General features: G+C 45.4%; 21 protein-coding genes and 1 pseudogene. 14 read left to right on the forward strand and 8 right to left on the reverse strand.

The window, feature by feature from the left end; all coding sequences use genetic code 11:
* Positions 1–26: 26 nt before the first annotated feature.
* From DWX00_RS13595 to DWX00_RS13630, 8 genes and pseudogenes are all read right to left on the reverse strand, one after another.
* On the reverse strand, positions 27–737 hold the full coding sequence (locus DWX00_RS13595) for an EcsC family protein (protein WP_118595544.1): 711 nt from the start codon (positions 735–737) through the stop codon (positions 27–29).
* Between the two features lie 161 nt (positions 738–898).
* Positions 899–1,276, reverse strand: a complete 378-nt coding sequence (locus tag DWX00_RS13600; RefSeq protein ID WP_118595536.1) for a TnpV protein — start codon at positions 1,274–1,276, stop codon at positions 899–901.
* 10 nt (positions 1,277–1,286) lie between these two features.
* A complete protein-coding gene (locus DWX00_RS13605) occupies positions 1,287–2,783 on the reverse strand; it encodes a coiled-coil domain-containing protein (RefSeq protein WP_199669512.1) in 1,497 nt (498 codons plus the stop codon).
* Positions 2,784–3,125: 342 nt separating this feature from the next.
* Complete coding sequence (locus DWX00_RS13610; RefSeq protein WP_118595537.1) at positions 3,126–3,353, reverse strand: DUF5348 domain-containing protein; 228 nt, start codon at positions 3,351–3,353, stop codon at positions 3,126–3,128.
* 174 nt (positions 3,354–3,527) lie between these two features.
* On the reverse strand, positions 3,528–3,770 hold the full coding sequence (locus DWX00_RS13615; protein WP_055284201.1) for a hypothetical protein: 243 nt from the start codon (positions 3,768–3,770) through the stop codon (positions 3,528–3,530).
* A 91-nt stretch (positions 3,771–3,861) separates the two neighbouring features.
* On the reverse strand, positions 3,862–5,016 hold the full coding sequence (locus DWX00_RS13620; RefSeq protein ID WP_118595538.1) for an AAA family ATPase: 1,155 nt from the start codon (positions 5,014–5,016) through the stop codon (positions 3,862–3,864).
* Positions 5,013–5,336, reverse strand: coding sequence for a plasmid mobilization protein (locus tag DWX00_RS13625; RefSeq protein WP_118595539.1), 324 nt, complete (start codon positions 5,334–5,336; stop codon positions 5,013–5,015). The genes DWX00_RS13620 and DWX00_RS13625 overlap by 4 nt, the downstream gene beginning before the upstream one ends.
* Positions 5,314–5,505 (reverse strand): annotated as a pseudogene (locus DWX00_RS13630) (site-specific integrase); the annotation flags it as partial. The pseudogene DWX00_RS13630 and the gene DWX00_RS13625, both read right to left, overlap by 23 nt.
* A 257-nt stretch (positions 5,506–5,762) precedes the next feature.
* On the opposite strand from DWX00_RS13630, the gene DWX00_RS13635 reads away from it, so the two are divergent.
* The 14 genes from DWX00_RS13635 (at position 5,763) to DWX00_RS13700 (ending at position 17,421) form a co-directional block, all read left to right on the forward strand.
* Positions 5,763–6,284, forward strand: a complete 522-nt coding sequence (locus tag DWX00_RS13635; protein WP_117514329.1) for a DUF5720 family protein — start codon at positions 5,763–5,765, stop codon at positions 6,282–6,284.
* Between the two features lie 29 nt (positions 6,285–6,313).
* Complete coding sequence (locus DWX00_RS13640; RefSeq protein ID WP_117514327.1) at positions 6,314–7,186, forward strand: DUF6017 domain-containing protein; 873 nt, start codon at positions 6,314–6,316, stop codon at positions 7,184–7,186.
* Positions 7,187–7,263: 77 nt separating this feature from the next.
* Positions 7,264–8,244 carry a DUF3991 domain-containing protein gene (locus DWX00_RS13645; RefSeq protein ID WP_117514325.1) on the forward strand — a complete coding sequence of 327 codons (981 nt, stop codon included), beginning with the start codon at positions 7,264–7,266 and terminating at the stop codon, positions 8,242–8,244.
* 13 nt (positions 8,245–8,257) lie between these two features.
* A complete protein-coding gene (locus tag DWX00_RS13650; protein ID WP_117514323.1) occupies positions 8,258–8,482 on the forward strand; it encodes a hypothetical protein in 225 nt (74 codons plus the stop codon).
* A 32-nt stretch (positions 8,483–8,514) separates the two neighbouring features.
* Positions 8,515–8,796 (forward strand): helix-turn-helix domain-containing protein, encoded by a 282-nt coding sequence (locus DWX00_RS13655; protein ID WP_117514321.1) that lies wholly within the window; start codon positions 8,515–8,517, stop codon positions 8,794–8,796.
* Positions 8,797–8,799: 3 nt separating this feature from the next.
* Complete coding sequence (locus DWX00_RS13660; RefSeq protein WP_117514319.1) at positions 8,800–9,570, forward strand: DUF6674 family protein; 771 nt, start codon at positions 8,800–8,802, stop codon at positions 9,568–9,570.
* Positions 9,571–9,601: 31 nt separating this feature from the next.
* Positions 9,602–10,504, forward strand: a complete 903-nt coding sequence (locus DWX00_RS13665; RefSeq protein ID WP_118427270.1) for a hypothetical protein — start codon at positions 9,602–9,604, stop codon at positions 10,502–10,504.
* A gap of 126 nt (positions 10,505–10,630) precedes the next feature.
* Positions 10,631–12,559: an LPD1 domain-containing protein gene (locus tag DWX00_RS13670; protein ID WP_223387514.1), complete on the forward strand. Its 1,929-nt coding sequence runs from the start codon at positions 10,631–10,633 to the stop codon at positions 12,557–12,559.
* 18 nt (positions 12,560–12,577) lie between these two features.
* A complete protein-coding gene (locus DWX00_RS13675) occupies positions 12,578–13,408 on the forward strand; it encodes a hypothetical protein (protein ID WP_118427274.1) in 831 nt (276 codons plus the stop codon).
* Positions 13,405–13,821 carry a DUF3846 domain-containing protein gene (locus DWX00_RS13680; protein ID WP_064786913.1) on the forward strand — a complete coding sequence of 139 codons (417 nt, stop codon included), beginning with the start codon at positions 13,405–13,407 and terminating at the stop codon, positions 13,819–13,821. The genes DWX00_RS13675 and DWX00_RS13680 overlap by 4 nt, the downstream gene beginning before the upstream one ends.
* 23 nt (positions 13,822–13,844) lie before the next feature.
* On the forward strand, positions 13,845–14,654 hold the full coding sequence (locus tag DWX00_RS13685) for a hypothetical protein (RefSeq protein WP_223385989.1): 810 nt from the start codon (positions 13,845–13,847) through the stop codon (positions 14,652–14,654).
* A 45-nt stretch (positions 14,655–14,699) separates the two neighbouring features.
* The gene (locus DWX00_RS13690; RefSeq protein WP_223385988.1) at positions 14,700–15,176 is read left to right on the forward strand and encodes a PcfB family protein; all 477 of its coding nucleotides are present in this window, start codon (positions 14,700–14,702) and stop codon (positions 15,174–15,176) included.
* Positions 15,173–17,017: a VirD4-like conjugal transfer protein, CD1115 family gene (locus DWX00_RS13695; protein ID WP_117552645.1), complete on the forward strand. Its 1,845-nt coding sequence runs from the start codon at positions 15,173–15,175 to the stop codon at positions 17,015–17,017. The genes DWX00_RS13690 and DWX00_RS13695 overlap by 4 nt, the downstream gene beginning before the upstream one ends.
* Positions 17,018–17,262: 245 nt before the next feature.
* Positions 17,263–17,421, forward strand: a complete 159-nt coding sequence (locus DWX00_RS13700) for a Maff2 family mobile element protein (RefSeq protein WP_055156893.1) — start codon at positions 17,263–17,265, stop codon at positions 17,419–17,421.
* Positions 17,422–17,453: the final 32 nt, after the last annotated feature.

Below are 17,453 nucleotides of genomic sequence, written 5' to 3' on the forward strand. Positions count from 1 at the left end.
TGTTTTCTTTTTAATTTTTCCAATATTTATACTATAATATCATTATATTTATCTATATCTATAACATCGTCGTTACTCTCACCTTTTACAGAAAAATCTCCTGTCATAAACCATTTGTATGCACGATCTGCGATAACCTTCGTTTCCACTAAATCCAGTCCGCCACCTACAATAGCACCTACTCCTGGTAACATCTTTCCAAGATTTACAATTCCTTTTGACCCAAATTTCGTAATAAATCTGAAACCAACCTTCTGATTAATCTTCGTCAAGACCTTTCCCGGTATCTTTTTTATAACACCATTTGCAAATTTTACGCCAAATTTGATTCCTGCCTGTTTTAACAAACTATTCACTGCAACTCCTGCAAGACAAGCATATACAAAGGTTTGTGTCTGATCACTATTCAAATCATAATCAGCCATATATGCTGTACAAGCTATCATCCGCATTTGTACATAAATTACACTTCCAATATTCGCTGGTATCGCAACTGGCATTGTTATAAAGCCACCAAGTCCTGTTACAACTCCTGATGTTGTACATTTGGCAATTTGATTTTTCAGCATATCCCTACAAGCTTTTTCCTTTGTCTCGTGCTTTGACAAATAATCATTTGCCATATCTTCAACACCGGGACTGACCATCGGTATTCCATTTAAACATTTTTCATAGCAAGAGTCTAATAATTTCATAATGTCTTCTTGCGTCATTTTTTTCTTTTCCATATTTCTCATAATTCCAATCTTCACATTCTTTATAAGCTCATGAATTATATCCAAAGCAGACATAGTTCTATTCAAATTTTATCATAATTGTGAGAATTGCTCCATCCTATTTTCACAAATATGCTCCACCTACAGTTAAAAAAGGTGGCAACTATAACCACCTTTTCCATTTATCTATATACGATTTTCTTCAATATAATCTCCTCCGCACATGCCCGGATATTATTCATTCTCCCAACCCATGCCATCTGATCCTGCATCTTCAGTTCTTCCGTCACTCCCTGCTTTTCTTTCATCTGCTCTACCAGTCTGTCCATCATCTGATTACACTCTTCATCAATCTGATGCAAATGTTTATTTAACTTCCCGGCAAATACCAGCTCCAGATATAATCCCTTCCGATGTTCCTGCAAATATGACTTTCTCAACATTCCATACTTTCCAATCGGATACTCTGTCTCTTCCGGAAGATACAGATCTGGATAATACAGACCGTCCTCTCCTAAAGTATAGCTGATTCCATTTTCTCCCATAATGTGTTTCTCCATGATTGTCCTCCTATCTTGCTCCCCGATCTTTGTTCTGACTACGGGTATGCTGTTTATTTTTCTGTTCATTCTGTATTTCTTGTTTCTTTTCTGCCAGCTTTGCTCTAATACCATGTGCTACTGGCTCTTTGCCAGTTTCTTTCTTCCATTTTGCTATTGCAGTTCGATACTCGCTATACTCAGTTTGAGAAACCTTAAAATCTTTTAAAAAATCCTGTACACTTCTATAACCGATCTTCTGCACAATCCTCGGAAGGTAATCTTTCATATCTCTGATCTGGCTTTTCAGTTCATCAATTTCTTTCTGCAATTCTTTTTTCTTTCTTCCTTTAAACCATCCCGTAACTTCTGACAGTTCTTTCTTCTTTGCAGAAAGCTGTTTTTGTTTCTGTTGAATTGCACCGTTTTGATCTTCCAGTTCTTTATTCACTTTAAATAGTTTCGGATACTTTGCTGCAAGCCTCGTCATTTTAGGTTGTTCCGGTTCTGCCTTTTCTTCTTTTGTTGTCTTGACTGCTGCCGTGCTATTTTCAGCAACATGCTCTGGGTGTTCTGCTTCCGTTTGCTCTGTCTGTTTTGGCACTTCCCTGGGTTTCTTAAAAAGCACACTTGCTATCAAAAACTCCAATGCCTCAACAGCCACTGTTACAACTCTGGAAAATAATCGTGGTCTGTTTCCACGCCGGGCAATTGATTCCCTGATTGGCTCCGTGATTTCTTTCCGCTTCACTTCCATTATCTTCGGTTCCGGCACTCCACTAATCAATGCCATATCAACAGCTCTGTTCCATTCCCGGCGTTTTTGATTATCCGCTTCTATTTCCTGTGCCTTCGGATTATTTTTTCCGATTTTCTTTGTTGCAAGATAAACACTGCCACGCTCAAATACCTGTAGTTTCTGTTTCTCGTCCTGCACATAAATATTGATTAAATCTGTATAAGAATGCTTTACCTCATCCAGAAATGAATTGCACTTGAAGCGTTCATCTTTCGCAGTAAACAGCTTCTTCTCATAGACTTCTCCTTTCTTCACAATACTGCAGCCTTCTCGGATCTCGCCATCTTCTCCTAATATCTCTTTCTTGGTTCGGACATGTTTTCCATTTTCATCATAAAACATATTTCTGCCGGCAATCTTAATGATTGGTTCATCCAGTAGTTTCCGTTCTGCAAATATCAAATGAATGTGATAATTGGTCTTTCTTTTATTGTGGTGCAAAGCAGCAATACACTCTGTTCCATAATTCTGTTTAAAATGATTTGTAAAAAGCTGTAGCAATCTATCCGGCTGATATTCTGTAAAACTCTCTGGCAAAGCAATGATCAGTTCTCTTGCCTCAATACATTTTCCTTCTGTTCCACTTTTTGCAAATTCTTCCTGATTACATTTTGCAAGTTCCCGCCAGAATTTCCGTTCTATGGTTTCATAAACTGCATAAAGATTTTCCTGTTTTGCGTGACTGGATATATAAGTGATTCTGCCTTTTACATTGCTTAGTTTTGTCATTTGAATAAATGAATTTCTTCCGATAGGCACTCCCTCCTTGTCTTCGGCAAAATAAATTCTGCCATATCATTTGTGAGTGGATGCATCGGCATCCGTTTACGAACTTACTGCCGTTTCCGGCTATAATAGCCCCCTGCAAGGGCGAAATACACAGAGCATAAACGAAGTTTGTGCGATGGGTGTATTTCGCTCTCAAACGCCGAGGGCTTTGTGAGATGCTTCTTACATCTACCACAACTTGCTTTCGCTTTTCATTTTGGGCGTATCCGCCCTCTTTTTCTGCCCATATCCGGGCTTATTTTTTCACTAACAACAAACCGACTATTACTCTTCCTGTCTGCTTTATTCCCGTATCCTTGCCCGTACATACTCCAGATCTCCACAATACGGTGTTCCCACCAAATACCATTCTCTCGCCAGATTCATTTCCATTCGTGTCTTTACCCACTGATCATCAACTAGAACTTCCAGACATTCTCTGCAGTGAAATCCTGGATCAATCCATAAGTCGGATGACAATAATCCATATCTTTTGTTATAACTGTTGTAACCTAATCTTCCTTCTCTCATGGTGTCATTCTCCCTTCATTTATCATTTCCGCAGGGACGCCCTGAATCAGGGCCCCCTTTTGAAAAGTTTTTTCTTCGCCAATCAACTACCGGCTACACCTTACAAACCTTCTCTTTGTCTGCTATTTACAGGTGCGTGGCACGCTCCTGTCATAAGGTCATCAAGCAGAATCTTTACCAACGAAAGTTCTCATGCATTCCACACTTATCCAAATACTCTTGTCTTGCCTTTTCCCGTTCTTCCTCGGTTGGTGCTGTTTTGAATGTTGTATATAACTGACGTTTTACCATACTGTCTAATTTTTCCATCAATGCTTTTTCTATCTCCGGCAGATATTCCTCATTCCCGGCAAGATGGTACTGGAACAATGCCAGTAATAAATCTTTTGGTATCTGCACCTGTGACTTTCTTTCCATGTTTCTCCTTTCCGTGACGGTCGTGACGATAGTGACGATATTTTCACTACCGACACACTATATAAAATACCGTCACAACCGTCACATATCGTCACGCTTGTTTTCCAACAAAGGCTAATCTGATCTTTCTTCCATCATGTCCTCGTTCCGCTTTATACTGGATTCCATATTCCAGAATCAATCGTTCCAAGCTGACATTTAATTTTCGTGATAATGCGTTCGGCTGCATTTCCACCTGCAATACTTCCACAAGCTCTGTTGCTGTTCCTGCCCACTCTGGCGTAGTTTCTGTTACAAGTTCTTTGATTTTTTCCAACACTGGATCTTCTGGTTCTTTCCAAAGTTCTGTTTCTGTCTTGGTAAGTTCCCATACACATCTCTCCCGATTAAAGTTCAACCACAGTTTCTGATCCTGCTGGTCACGCCCTGCCACTTCCAGAACTGCCTTATTATCTGTCCGTTTTTCTTTCTGCATGACGAATGCTCCATCCGCAGCTCCAAGCAATCCATTCGTGCCAGAAATCATATCAAAACTATCTGAAGATTCCATTTTCCTTGTATGATGCACAACCAGAAAACAGATACCATATTTATCACTGAATGCTTTCAGCTTCGTTACAATCTCATAATCACTGGCATAACTGAATTTATCTCCACCAACCTCACGCACTTTCTGAAGAGTATCAATGATAATCAGTCTTGCGTCTTTATGCTCCGTCACAAATGTTACAAGCTGCCTTTCCAGTCCGTCATTGAGCGATTTTGATTTTGTAGCGAAATAAAAATTCTCACTGCCTTCCATTCCAAACATCTGTGATAATCGCTTTTGTAATCTTGCATAATCATCTTCCAGTGCCAGATAGAGAACCGTTCCCTGTCTGACTGAAAAGCCCCACAATGGAAGTCCTTTACTGATGTGATACCCGATCTGTGCCATAAAGAATGATTTTCCAATTTTCGGCGAACCAACAAACAGATAAGTTCCGTTATACAGAAGTCCATCTACAATCGGCAATTTTGGTGGATATGCAGTATCATATAATTCCATCATGGAAACTGTTTCCAGATCATCTGGATTCTTTTTATTTGCTGATTTTGCTATATTTTCCGCATTATTTGTGGCTTGCAGATTGCCCTTACCGGGCAAATCTGCTATACTTTGGTTGGTTAATTTATTACTTGATGACTGTTCCACATCTGCGCCAACAGATGCAATCGGAGCAGTCATTTTTTCTTTTTCTGTCATTCATTATCCCCTTTCAATCCATACAATGTCTCTGCGACCAATTTCAGGGTACTCAGCAACTCTTCGTTTTCCTCACCGCATTTTTCCAGACGTTTCAATTCTTCATAAATCTCTGCCATCTGATTTCGCAATGCTTTATACACTCTTGGATTTCCTTGTACCACAATTTCTCGATTAGTTAATCGTTTTGTGATATAGTCCTGCTTGCTAAGTCCTGACAATCGGACACATGCATCAATCTGCTCTGCTTCTTCTGGTGATACCCGGAATGCTACGATTTTGTTTCTCCATCTTCCTTTACTGTCCAGATTCTTCTCCATTTGATTTTTCCATCCTTTCAATATCCAGCTGTTCTGCCATCTGTGTCTGCTCACTTGGAAACAGATGTGCATATCGGTAAGTGATATCAATGCTCTCATGTCCCATTCGGTCTGCGATTGCTAATACCGTAAATCCCATATTGATCAATAACGATACATGGGAATGCCGTTACGGTATAATAACGACAAACAGAAAAAGCCTTTATTTTCAAGGGGTTTGAGCGTTTGTCGTCTTTTATTCAATTCCTTTTCCAAGTTGAAAATTGACGAAAACTATAAAGAAAAAAGGAGGCTGTTTTATTAACGACAAAATTTAATAGTGCCAGCGGTCCGGCTTTATGTCTGACCGCTGGTTGCCGTGGGCGTTTCACTTTTATAGGTGGACGCCCTTTTTTCATACTCATTTTCGAGAGAAAGGAGATCCCCATGGAATTAAACGAAATGGAAAAAAAGCTGCTCTTTCAGGTTGAGGGCGATTATCAGACAAAGATCCTGAATGAACTTTATATGACCGTGCGGTATTCAAATAATTCCGAACAGCGGGAGGCGGCAGAAGGTCTTATGGCAAAACTTCGTGTTCTGTCAAATGCAGAGTGCATGGACTTGGTAAAAGATATTCAGAAGAATTACCGTCTGCCCTATCCAGCCCGGACGATTGGAGAAAAGATCGCCGAGGCCAGACAACAATCAGGTGCAGAAAAATTGAAGGGGCATGACATCATGGCGCTTGAACGTTTTGACCCGGAGGTAAGGCACATGATCATTTTTGATGTATTGTCTTACGATTCCCCTGTTGGCGACAAAGGCGATAAGATGCGCTTGTTCCTTACAGATGCCGGCTATCAGAAATTTTTAGAGAGCCAGGAACGGGGCGAAGTGAAACTGAAAAACCATGCGAAGGTCTCTGGCGGTCATCTCCATTATGACCACAGGGATCATGCCTTGTAACGGAATAGTCGAAGAAAGGAGGCGATACAATGGCAGTATTCCGTGTAGAGAAAACAAAGGACTTTACGATAATGAGCAATCACCATCTGCGCAATACGGAGTTGTCCTTAAAGGCAAAGGGGCTTTTATCACTTATGTTGTCGCTGCCGGAAGATTGGGATTATACCACGAAAGGACTCGCCCATATCTGCAAGGACGGTGTGGATTCTATCACTACTGCCCTGAAGGAACTGGAGCGGCATGGTTATCTCACCAGGCAGCGCCTCCGCTATGATAACGGGCAGTTGGGAGACATTGAATATACGATCCATGAGCAGCCTGTAAGCACCGAAAACACAGGGCTTTCACCTAAACGGGAAAATCCAAGACAGGTAAAACCTGAACAGGCAAAACCTAAACAGGCGGAACCTGAACAGGCAAATCCGGTACAATTAAATACTAATCCATTAAAAACAAAAAAATCAAAAAAAGATAAATCAATAACTTATCCATCAATCTATCCGGCAGAGCCGGAAGCGGCAAGCCGCACGGATGGGATGGATCGGATAGAGCTGATAGAAGCCTATCGTGAAATCATCAAAGAAAATATCGAATATGACTTACTGGTCTTACGGTATGGCAGGGAACGTCTGGACGAAACCCTTGAACTTATGCTTGAAGTGATTTTGTCGAAACGCCCTTACATACGCATCGCCGGAGATGATTTTCCGCGGGAGATCGTCAAGAGCCGGTTCCTGAAGATCAATTCCGGTCACTTAGAGTATGTCTTTGACTGTATCGACAAGAACACGACGAAGGTCGGAAATATCAAAGCATATCTGCTGGCGGCGCTGTATAATGCCCCGGCTACAATGGACAGCTATTACCGTGCCGAGGTCAATCACGATCTGTACGGCTGTTAGGCACCTTTGGGTGTCTTTTTTCATTCCATCACAGGAAGGAGGCAAAGCACGATGAAAAGAATCACTGTGCCGGTACAATGCCCGGCGTAACCAAAGAACAGATTCAGGCAGCGCGGGAAGCTGATCTGTTTACTTACCTGCAGTTCCATGAACCCGGTGTGCTGAAACGGGATGGACCTAATTTCCGGCATAAGGAACATGACAGTCTGGTATATGTGACCGGGAAAAGGTACTGGTACTGGAACAGCCGTGGACGGAGTATCAATGCGCTGGACTACCTGATCCAGATTCGGGGATATGGTCTTGTGGATGCGGTTCATGCTCTGGTAGGTGGCGAAATCCGACATACACCGGCTTACCGAAGTACGGCAGAAATACAGGTATCAAAAGAACCGGAAAAGAAAGCATTCTCTCTCCCCTGGGCCAGACGTTGCGCGACCGCTGCGGTCTCCTATTTGCAGAAACGGGGAATCAGCTCAGAAGTCATTCGCCAGTGTTTACAAGCCGGGATTTTTTACGAAGCCCGGTATCATGGAGAACCGGTTTGTGTATTTGTAGGGAAAGATGATTCCGGGAAAGCGAAGTTCGCCTGTATGCGCAGTATCGGCGGCAATCTCAAAAAGGATGTCTATGGCAGCGACAAAGGATATAACTTTTGTTATCCCCCGCAAAGTCCGGGTAGCCGGCATGTGGCAGTCTTTGAAGCTCCTATTGATGCGCTTTCCCATGCAACGCTTCAAGAGCTGGAGGGATGGAAATGGAATGGTTACCGCTTGTCTTTGGGAGGTACTTCCCATGTGGCGCTGACTTCTTTTCTGGAACGCCACCCGGAGATCCGGCGTGTTACCCTTTATATGGACCACGATCTTGCCGGATTTGTCAATGCCCGGAAAATCAAGACCATGCTCCACGAGGATAAACGTTTCCGTCATATCCGGGTAAGTGTCAACCCTCCCCGGATGGGAAAAGATTACAATGAAAAATTGCTGGAGGTTCGGGAACAACTGCAAACCAGCCAGCACCAACGCCGCCCAAAAGAGGCGGCTGTTTCAATTTAGGGAGGATTTCAACATGAATGGATCTCAACAGATCTGCTTTACAGACAGCGCCGGAAAAGCGCTGTTTTCTATTCCTGACAATGGTTTACTTTGCCTGTTCTATGGAAACGGGGACAGGCATTTTGCTGTTTGCCATCGTCTGGATGACACCCATGCAGAAATTGACGGGGTAAATTATTCGATGCCGGACTTTGCCAAAAGGATGAAACACAACCAGATCGGCTTTGCCCCGGCATAGGGCTGGAAAACAAATAACAGGAGGATTTGAAAATGAAAAAAATTGAAAATACCGCTTTGCAGATGATTGCCGAGGCTTCCCGGTGTCCAGACTACGGCCCCGATATGGTTAAATCGCTGATGAAAAAGCTGGACATGAACGAAAAGGGCTTTGCGCTTTTGATGAATGTTGCCCCATCCACAGTGCGTCTTTGGACCAGCGGAGCTGCACAGCCCTGCGGCACAGCAAAACGCCTCATGCAGATTTATGAAACCGGTCCGGAGATTGTTGGCAAGATTGCCAGAGGGCAGCTACCGGCAGATGGGAGGGATTGATGAATGACGGAGACAGATAGCCAGCCGATTGCGGAAAATGAGCAGGTCAAAGAGCTGCTTGCTCTCCTAAAAGACAACAATACACCGGGATATGAAGAATTTGCCAAGCTAATCGAGCATGTGACCGGGATGGAGCAGCGTCTTTTGGAGGCAACCGAGGAACTAAAGGCAGTGCGTCAGGAAATGCAGGGATTACAGAACCATTCCCTGAAAGATACTCTCCAAAAGAGCTGTAAAGCTATGGAGATGAATATTTCCGTTATGCGTCACCGTCTTTCCGAACTCAAAGGCCAGATCATAAACGGGTGCAGGAATATCCTTGCCGATTTCAGGGAACGAGGTACTGTTGCTTTGAATGGGATCACACAGTTTTTACATGTCAGACCGGTGTTGGAGTCCATTCAAAGTGCAGCAGAAAAAAGTATGCAGGCCAACAACAGGGCTGTTGCCAGAATTGACGCTTTCAGTACGGAATATCACGAAATGGAGCGGCATCTCAAAAATATGGGCCGTGCTATTCAAGGAAAACCTGCGGAGACAGACGCAAAAGAAAATGGAAAGATTGCCAGGGTGTTCAAAGGTGCTTTCAAAGTGGAGGGCGCTCTTATATCCTCCATTAACCGTAATGCGGAGTGGGCACTTAATACCCTTGCCCGGTTGGAACAGACTGCGGAAAGGCGCCCTTCTGTTTTGGAAGCAATGCGGGAACAGGCAGCAAAAACGGAACCGGCAAAAAAGCAGCCGGCATCTTCCCATGATAAGGAAAGCCGGTAATTGTCAGGTTCACATGAAAGGAGGAATTTGATTGAATCAGGAACCACTACCGCAGATTCATTTGATCCGTGATACAGACTTATCCATCTTTGCGTATGAGCTCCATATTTTTGCCGGAGATTTTCTTAGGGAATGCGAATTTAATATGCGTTCTCTGGCGACAAATACCGGGGCTGATTCCATTGCCATCATGGAGAAAAATCACATGTGGCTTTCCGACGCTTTGTTTGCTTATTGTTCTACGGCGGATCTTCATCAAATGATCTCAACAACGGAGTTTATCGGAGCGAGGGTTTTCCTGTTTCATACGGATCGCAGAGAGGGCGGTCACTTGTACGGAGATGTCCTGATGATGGATTTAGACACGCTGCGGCAGGATATAAAAAGAAATATCCTCTATCCCTGCGGCGTCAATGTCGAACGCAAAGATGGTTCAGCGGCTACGGTCAGCCTGAAAGAATGGACTGAAATGGAGCTTTACGAAAAAGATGCTCTGAAAAGTTGGGGATTTTCTTATGCCCCGAATCAAGTTACGGAATGGCAGTACCACTATTCCACGATGTTCAGACAGTGGATGGATCAGGCATTTCGTTATATGCCCCAGGATTTAGAAGAACGCCTGAATATGCAATATATGGAGGCAGCCCAGAACCCGGATATGGATAAGTACCGCATACCACAGGGAACGGCAAAACAGATGCTTCTTTATGACGAAGCCCCTGTGTATCGCCTTCTTCCATCCGGTTCGGAGAAAATTGCGCCCATTGCGGCAGTCTCTACGGGCCTGTGGTATGAAAATTACCGGGAGTTTGCCATTGCACCGGAGGATTTAGGCGCTCTGGACAAACTGATCCGCAGGGAAACTGACCGGCTCACAGGAAACCTCCCACAACTTCTCAAAAACGAAGAACGCCGCCCTGCCCCGGAGCGATAAGAATTCTACACAGACTGGAGGTGATGAAGATTGGCAGGAGTGCATGAAGATTTCGGCGAAAAGATCGGCGGTGCGAAAAAAGACCTGTGGAAAGACCGCGGGCTGTATGCGGATGATCTGGAAGCCATGAATGAGCGCGAAGCCGAAAAATTTGTGAAAAAGGATAATGTCTGGAAAAAGCCGGACTATGCAGCCATGCTGGAGGAAGGGATTCCTCTTGGCGTGGTCTATTTTATCAAAAAAGCGAGGGACGGCTTAAACGCTTCCCCTCAGTATTACCGCACGGATGACACCCCGGAAAAACGGACCGCGAGACAAAAGGAATATATAAAAACAGTCCGGGAATTGCAGACAGTGCTTTCAGATGTCCGTACTGTGGAGGATGCCATAAGAGCCTATGACCGCTTTTTCGCTGACAATGGATACTTAGAAAAGGTACAGGGCTGGGGAAGCGGAATCCATTACCGGGCAACGAAAAAGGGACAGGACAATCCCGTGATCACAAACAAATTGTCCAATACCATGCTGATCCGCTCGGCTGAATATTTTGAGCGCAACTTTGCTCAGAAAGCAAAAAAGGAACAGTTTTGTGTTTCCAAAGAGCAGAAAATACCGAAAGGTTATGCGATCCACTTCAACGACGGGAAACAGACCTATTCTAAAAATGGGGACTGGAAACCCGGTACCTACTATGTGACAAAAGGCTATTCGATCCTGCGGACCAATTTTGAGACCAAAGAAGCTGCCCTGAAATGGGTGCAGGAACTTGCCAAAGGCAGGAACAAAAACGGAAAGATCCGTTTTGTCCCTCCACAGCTTGCCCATGTCAAACGTACCGGACCGGATTATCGGAATGGCGTGGAGATCACCGGACAGCATTATCTTGATACCTTTGGGTTCCGCGGCGGTGAGTTTGGAAACTGGATGAACCAGAACGACCGGCAGACCTCCCTTAACATGGGATTTGAAGCACTAAAGGATCTGGCGTCAGCCCTTAAGATCAGCGATAAAGATATTGCTTATCAGGGAACACTTGCTATCGCTTTTGGTGCAAGAGGCAGTGGCAATGCTGCAGCTCATTATGAACCTTTGCGTACAGTCATCAATCTTACAAAAATGCACGGGGCCGGTTCCCTGGCACATGAATGGTGGCATGGACTTGACGATTATCTTGGTACAAAGATGGGAGCAAAAGGGATGCTGTCAGAACAGCCCCACCTCTATGCGCCGTTCCAAAAACTCATTGACACCATGAAGTATAAACCGGAAACACCGGAACAGGCAGCAAAGCGCACGGAAGCACAAACAGAACGCACCCGGAAAAATGCGGCAAGCTGGCTGGATTCCTCGGTTCTTGCCTCCCTGAAACGGTATGGCAATGAGGAACAGATGGAAACCTACGCAGTCTTGCGGGAAGCATTTTTGTCCGGCGAACCCGGCTCTGTGGAACAGATCAGCGCATTTAAGAAGAATGTTACCGGCCGGGTAATTCCCAAAAGTGAACGGGAACGGCTGGAAATTTTTGAGCGTATGCTTTCCGGGATGCAGGCGCAGGAAGCTCCGCAGATTGGACGGACGGAAACTGATTTTTACCGTAATTCGGTACGCATGGGAAAAGAATGTGAAAAAGACGGCGGTTATTGGGACAGCAATGTGGAAATGACAGCCAGAGCCTTTGCCTGTTATATCAAGGACAAACTGCCCTACACATCGGATTATCTGGCAGGCCATGCCGACTGTGCCCTTACCCTGGTTTCCGGTAAAGACGGAGAAATGGAGGTATTGAAAGCCTTCCCTGTGGGGGAAGAACGCCGTGCAATCAACGCTGTTTTTGACGAGATCATTCAGGATTTGAAACGGGAACAGCTATTGACCCATGCCGATGTAACGCTTCCCCTCTCTGTTTCTGAACTTCGTGAGGCGGCGGACGGGCAGCTATCCATGTTCGGCGTCGGCCGTCCTTCCGTGATGGATCAGCTTGCGGCAAACAGGCCGGCAGATAAAAAATCACCGGCACAGACGTTTTCCAGAAAAAACCACGAGCCGGAAATATAGCAGGAGGTGAACAGCATTTTGGAAGAAAATAAAGATTATCATGCCTACCGGTATGGCGACCACTTGACGCCGGGATTGGAGCTTAAAATTGAGCACAGCGTAGTTTGTGAAAATGTGGATATTTCTACACTGATCACAATGGGAACAGATAGCCTGGAAGCCATGCGCCAGGGAAGTATCGACGGGGAGCAGAAAGCCTATGAAATCGTGGTGGCTGCCGCAAAACAGTGGGAACAGCAGGCAGCGGCAACACAGACGATCAACCGGGCTTTGGAATATCTTCGTACACCTGAGATTGAACATACCGGCAATCAGTGGAAAGACACCGATAACTGGAGGGCGGATCAGAAAATCAGCAACCGGGTCTATCAGATGACCTGCAGTATTTGGGAAGATACGAAATATGACAGGGAAACAAAACAGAGTATTCCGGTTGCCTGGTATGTGACATGGGAAGTCCGTATTCATTCCCCGAAGCAGGGATATGGAGAAAAGATTGCCGGACAAAACCAGAAACGATATACAGATAAGAATGCAGCCATAAAATACCTGGACGGGCGGAAGAAAGCCTATTCCCATTTATTCACGGAAATTTCCCCGCCAATTCCGAAAGAATATGAGCGTCATTTTATGGTTCATGGCACTCTCTTACCTGGTTATACGGTTGAAGGACTGGAACAGACCAAAACGGAACATGCCGCCGCCGAGGTTTCGGAGGGCGGTATTTTTACGCCCCAAAACCAGGAGAAGCCTTCCGTCCTGGGGAAGCTCTCTGTGGCAAAAACCCAGGAAAAAACGCCAGCCGCTCCCGGTATGGCAATGAAAAAGAAGGAGGATATACAGTTATGAAAGTGTTAATGGTAGAGCCGGGCAAGTCCCCTTATGCTGCGGAGATTGAAAGCGGTCTGAAATCTTTGCAGGCGGCAGTGGGTGGAGACATTCAGGCGGTCTATCCGTATGAGGACCCGGTGGCTCTGATCTGCAATGATGAAGGCAAGCTGATGGGACTGCCTCTGAACCGGGCTCTCTTTGATGATGACGGCCACGTTTATGATATTGTGTCCGGGAATTTTCTGATCGTTGGTCTTGGCGAGGAAGATTTTACAGACCTTTCCCCGGACTTGATGGAGAAATACGGGGAGCAGTTCAAGTACCCTGAAAAATTTGCAAGGATTGCCGGCGAGATCATTGCAGTCAAGCAGCCTGCAACCAATGAACACCGGGAAAAACCGATGATGCACCATTCCGGCCCGGATTTGTAGAAAGAAAGGAGCCAATTATGTTAATGGCAGTAAATGAACCTTATGCCCTTATGGTGCAGCCGGACGATATTCTGATCTCTCCCCGTGAGGTAGATGAACATTTTGGGACGATGGTATGCTTCCATCCCCGCTATGCGCTGGGCGACCATCACAACTATATGGACAAAGACGACTTCCTGCGGGAAATGTATTTAGATACCGTAGGACATGATGAAGCCGGCATGAAACGCTATGAACGGATGGTAAACATTGTAAGCAGCCGTTTCCGGCATGGACCAAAGACAGAGGAACGGGCGATCGATGAAGCAATGCAGAAAGTAATTTCGGAAAAGTATCTGATGCTCCCCCTCTATCTCTACGACCACTCAGGTCTTGCCATGAGTACAGAAAGTTTCTCAGGCAGGGCCCCTCATGCAGAATGGGACAGCGGACAGGTCGGCTGGATCTATGTTTCCAAAGAAGATGCCCTAAAGGAATTTGACGCTGACAAGATGACCGGCGCCATCCGGCAGAAAGCGGACGCACTGATGCGCAGTGAAGTCGCCGCTTACGATTCCTATCTGCATGGCGAATGTTATGGGTTTGAGCTTTATAAAAACGGGGAGCTGTCGGATAGCTGCTGGGGCTTTATGGGTAACTTTTCCGATGTGTTGAAAGATATGGCGGAATACCTCCCGGATGAGTGCAAAGGGATGGTCGATCATCTGGAGGAACAGGAACGCCCGGCTACGATCATCAAGACGCTTTTGAAACATGCTAAAATTCAGGTCGATCAGGCAGCAAAAGCCTTTGAACACGCTTCCCGACAGCAGGTTCTTGGGGAAAGCCGGTAAAAAGTTATTTCCATATTATAAATACCGATTTTATCAGAAAGGAGGATGCTCTTGCAGGAAGATCTCGAACAACGAACGGTTTCTGTTTCTATACAGGCAGCAAAACTGTCAGGGCGGGTACTGCGTGCGGCTATTGCTGCGGTACTCCAAAAGATGGAACAGGAACGCACAATGCCAAAAGTCGGGCGCAACAGCATGAAGCGGCTGACTTATAAAGACCCCGGAGCCAATACCATTGAAGTTTCAGGGCGAATCCGCTCTTTTGAACGGTATGCCAGGAAACATCAGGTACGCTACCATATAGAAAAGGAACTTGGGACCGATCCCCCAAAATGGACGGTATATTTCAAGGCAAACCAGGCGGATGCACTGACGGCAGCTTTTAAGGAATATACGAAGAAAGACCTTACACGCAGCACCAGACCGTCGCTGCTTACACAGCTTCATAAGTTCAAAGAACTGGCGCAGTCGCTTGGCCGTGACCGTGTAAAGAACAAAGAACACGGAGGACCGGAACGATGAAGATTGATGCAGAAACACTGAAAAAACAGGTCATTCTCCATCTGCCTTATATTCTGTTCCTTCTGGTATTTGCCAAGCTGGGCGAGGCGGTGCGTCTGGCTCCCGGAGCAGACGCTTCCCAAAAGCTGTTAGGACTGTCCGAAGGCTTTGCCCTTGCGTTTCAGAGTATGTGGCCGGGAGCGGCAATGGACTGGCTGATTGGTTTATGCGGTGCAGCCATTATGCGGCTGGCAGTCTATCTTAGAGGGAAAGACGCTAAGAAATACCGCAAAAATGTGGAATATGGTTCTGCAAGATGGGGAAATAAAGCCGATATTGCCCCATTTATGGACCCAAAGCCGGAAAACAATATCATTCTTACCCAAAGTGAAGGACTGATGTTAAACGGACGGCCCAAAAATCCGGCCAATGCAAGAAATAAAAATGTACTGGTAGTCGGAGGATCAGGTTCGGGAAAAACGCGCTTTTTCATCAAGCCCAATCTGATGCAAATGCACAGTTCCTACGTCGTCACCGATCCGAAAGGTACAGTCCTTGTGGAATGCGGAAAGATGTTGCAGCGAGGCACACCAAAGCTGGACAAGGACGGAAAGCCTATGCGTAATGAAAAAGGAAAGATTATCTATGAGCCCTATAAAATACGGGTATTCAATACGATCAATTTTCAGAAAAGTATGCACTTTAACCCATTCGCCTACATTCATTCCGAGAAAGATATTCTGAAGATCGTCACTACCCTGATCGCCAATACCAAAGGCGAAGGAAAAGCCGGAGACGATTTCTGGGTCAAAGCAGAAACCTTGCTTTATACGGCACTGATCGGATATATCTACTATGAAGCTCCGGTAAACGAACAGAATTTTGCCACACTGGTAGAAATGCTGAACGCAATGGAGGTCCGTGAGGATGACGAGTCATTCAAAAATGCCGTTGACCTTCTCTTTGACGCTCTGGAACAGAAAGACCCGGATCATTTTGCCCTGCGTCAATATAAAAAATATAAGCTCGCTGCCGGAAAAACAGCGAAGTCGATCCTTATTTCCTGTGCTTCCAGACTGGCTCCTTTTGACATTAAAGAAGTCAGGGAAATTACCATGTATGACGAGCTGGATCTGGATATGCTGGGGGATGAACGGACCGCTCTTTTCCTTATTATGAGTGATACGGACGGAACCTTTGCATTTTTGATCAGTCTGATCTATTCCATTTTGTTTAACCGCTTATGCGAGCGGGCGGATGATGTATATGGGGGCAGGCTTCCCATCCATGTGCGCTGCCTGATCGACGAGGCGGCAAATATCGGGCAGATCCCGAACCTGGAGCGTCTTATGGCGACCATCCGAAGCCGTGAGATCTCTGCCTGCTTGGTGCTGCAGGCGCAAAGCCAGCTCAAAGCCCTGTATAAAGACAACATGGACACCATCATCGGTAACTGTGACGCCTCTCTTTTCTTAGGAGGCAAAGAAGAAACTACCTTAAAAAGCTGGAACTCCCTATTAGGGAAAGAGACTATTGATCTGTATAACACCAGTGTCACAAAGGGAAATCAGGAATCCCACGGACAAAATTTTCAAAAGCTGGGAAAGGACCTGATGTCGGTGGATGAACTGGCAGTTATGGACGGGGGCAAATGTCTGCTGCAGATCAGGGGTGTGCGGCCGTTCCTCTCCCGGAAATACGATATAACCAAACACCCAAATTACAAACTGCTTTCCGATTTTAATGAGAAGAACGCTTTTAATATCGAAAAGTTTCTTTCTACCCGGATGCCGATGCGTCCCGGTGAACGATACCGTAATTATGAAGTCACAGCCGAAGATCTGGCTTCCCAGACTTTATAGAGTTGTTCCTGCCTGTCAAAGCATGACGCCCTGGCAGGCTTTGTTTTTGTCACGATGAAAGGAGGATATTTTGAGGATTCGTGATTCTCCCTGAAAAGTAAATAACCGCAGGATTTTTCCTGCCCCATGCCGCCGTGCTGTTTGAAACAGATTTTTTTCTAAAAACAGTGCGGCGGCTTTTTTTGTTTCCGGCCTGATACGGCCATATCACAAATTAAAATTTCTGAAATTAAAGGAGGAACTATATGGCATTTTTTGCAAGCGCGATTGATACTTTGAAGATCCTTGTGATCGCCCTGGGCGCAGGTCTGGGCGCATGGGGTGTTGTAAACCTTCTCGAAGGTTACGGAAATGATAACCCAGGTGCAAAATCCCAGGGGATCAAGCAGTTCATGGCTAATTAAAGGGAACAAAAAGAAAGGAAAAGCACAATCCA

It is taken from the genome of Blautia sp. AF17-9LB (assembly GCF_003479185.1).
GTDB classification, from domain to species: Bacteria; Bacillota; Clostridia; order Lachnospirales; family Lachnospiraceae; genus Fusicatenibacter; species Fusicatenibacter saccharivorans.

What these genes read in the sequence shown, in the direction of transcription:
- DWX00_RS13640 (WP_117514327.1), top strand. Translation starts at nt 6,314, where the DNA reads ATGGCAGTATTCCGTGTAGAGAAAACAAAGGACTTTACGATAATGAGC.
- DWX00_RS13670 (WP_223387514.1), top strand. Translation starts at nt 10,631, where the DNA reads ATGAATGAGCGCGAAGCCGAAAAATTTGTGAAAAAGGATAATGTCTGG.
- DWX00_RS13625 (WP_118595539.1), bottom strand. Translation starts at nt 5,336, where the DNA reads ATGGAGAAGAATCTGGACAGTAAAGGAAGATGGAGAAACAAAATCGTA.
- DWX00_RS13615 (WP_055284201.1), bottom strand. Translation starts at nt 3,770, where the DNA reads ATGGAAAGAAAGTCACAGGTGCAGATACCAAAAGATTTATTACTGGCA.
- DWX00_RS13650 (WP_117514323.1), top strand. Translation starts at nt 8,258, where the DNA reads ATGAATGGATCTCAACAGATCTGCTTTACAGACAGCGCCGGAAAAGCG.
- DWX00_RS13690 (WP_223385988.1), top strand. Translation starts at nt 14,700, where the DNA reads ATGCTCTTGCAGGAAGATCTCGAACAACGAACGGTTTCTGTTTCTATA.
- DWX00_RS13655 (WP_117514321.1), top strand. Translation starts at nt 8,515, where the DNA reads ATGAAAAAAATTGAAAATACCGCTTTGCAGATGATTGCCGAGGCTTCC.
- DWX00_RS13610 (WP_118595537.1), bottom strand. Translation starts at nt 3,353, where the DNA reads ATGAGAGAAGGAAGATTAGGTTACAACAGTTATAACAAAAGATATGGA.
- DWX00_RS13660 (WP_117514319.1), top strand. Translation starts at nt 8,800, where the DNA reads ATGACGGAGACAGATAGCCAGCCGATTGCGGAAAATGAGCAGGTCAAA.
- DWX00_RS13700 (WP_055156893.1), top strand. Translation starts at nt 17,263, where the DNA reads ATGGCATTTTTTGCAAGCGCGATTGATACTTTGAAGATCCTTGTGATC.
- DWX00_RS13695 (WP_117552645.1), top strand. Translation starts at nt 15,173, where the DNA reads ATGAAGATTGATGCAGAAACACTGAAAAAACAGGTCATTCTCCATCTG.
- DWX00_RS13600 (WP_118595536.1), bottom strand. Translation starts at nt 1,276, where the DNA reads ATGGAGAAACACATTATGGGAGAAAATGGAATCAGCTATACTTTAGGA.
- DWX00_RS13620 (WP_118595538.1), bottom strand. Translation starts at nt 5,016, where the DNA reads ATGACAGAAAAAGAAAAAATGACTGCTCCGATTGCATCTGTTGGCGCA.
- DWX00_RS13685 (WP_223385989.1), top strand. Translation starts at nt 13,845, where the DNA reads ATGGCAGTAAATGAACCTTATGCCCTTATGGTGCAGCCGGACGATATT.
- DWX00_RS13595 (WP_118595544.1), bottom strand. Translation starts at nt 737, where the DNA reads ATGAGAAATATGGAAAAGAAAAAAATGACGCAAGAAGACATTATGAAA.
- DWX00_RS13645 (WP_117514325.1), top strand. Translation starts at nt 7,264, where the DNA reads ATGCCCGGCGTAACCAAAGAACAGATTCAGGCAGCGCGGGAAGCTGAT.
- DWX00_RS13605 (WP_199669512.1), bottom strand. Translation starts at nt 2,783, where the DNA reads ATGACAAAACTAAGCAATGTAAAAGGCAGAATCACTTATATATCCAGT.
- DWX00_RS13680 (WP_064786913.1), top strand. Translation starts at nt 13,405, where the DNA reads ATGAAAGTGTTAATGGTAGAGCCGGGCAAGTCCCCTTATGCTGCGGAG.
- DWX00_RS13635 (WP_117514329.1), top strand. Translation starts at nt 5,763, where the DNA reads ATGGAATTAAACGAAATGGAAAAAAAGCTGCTCTTTCAGGTTGAGGGC.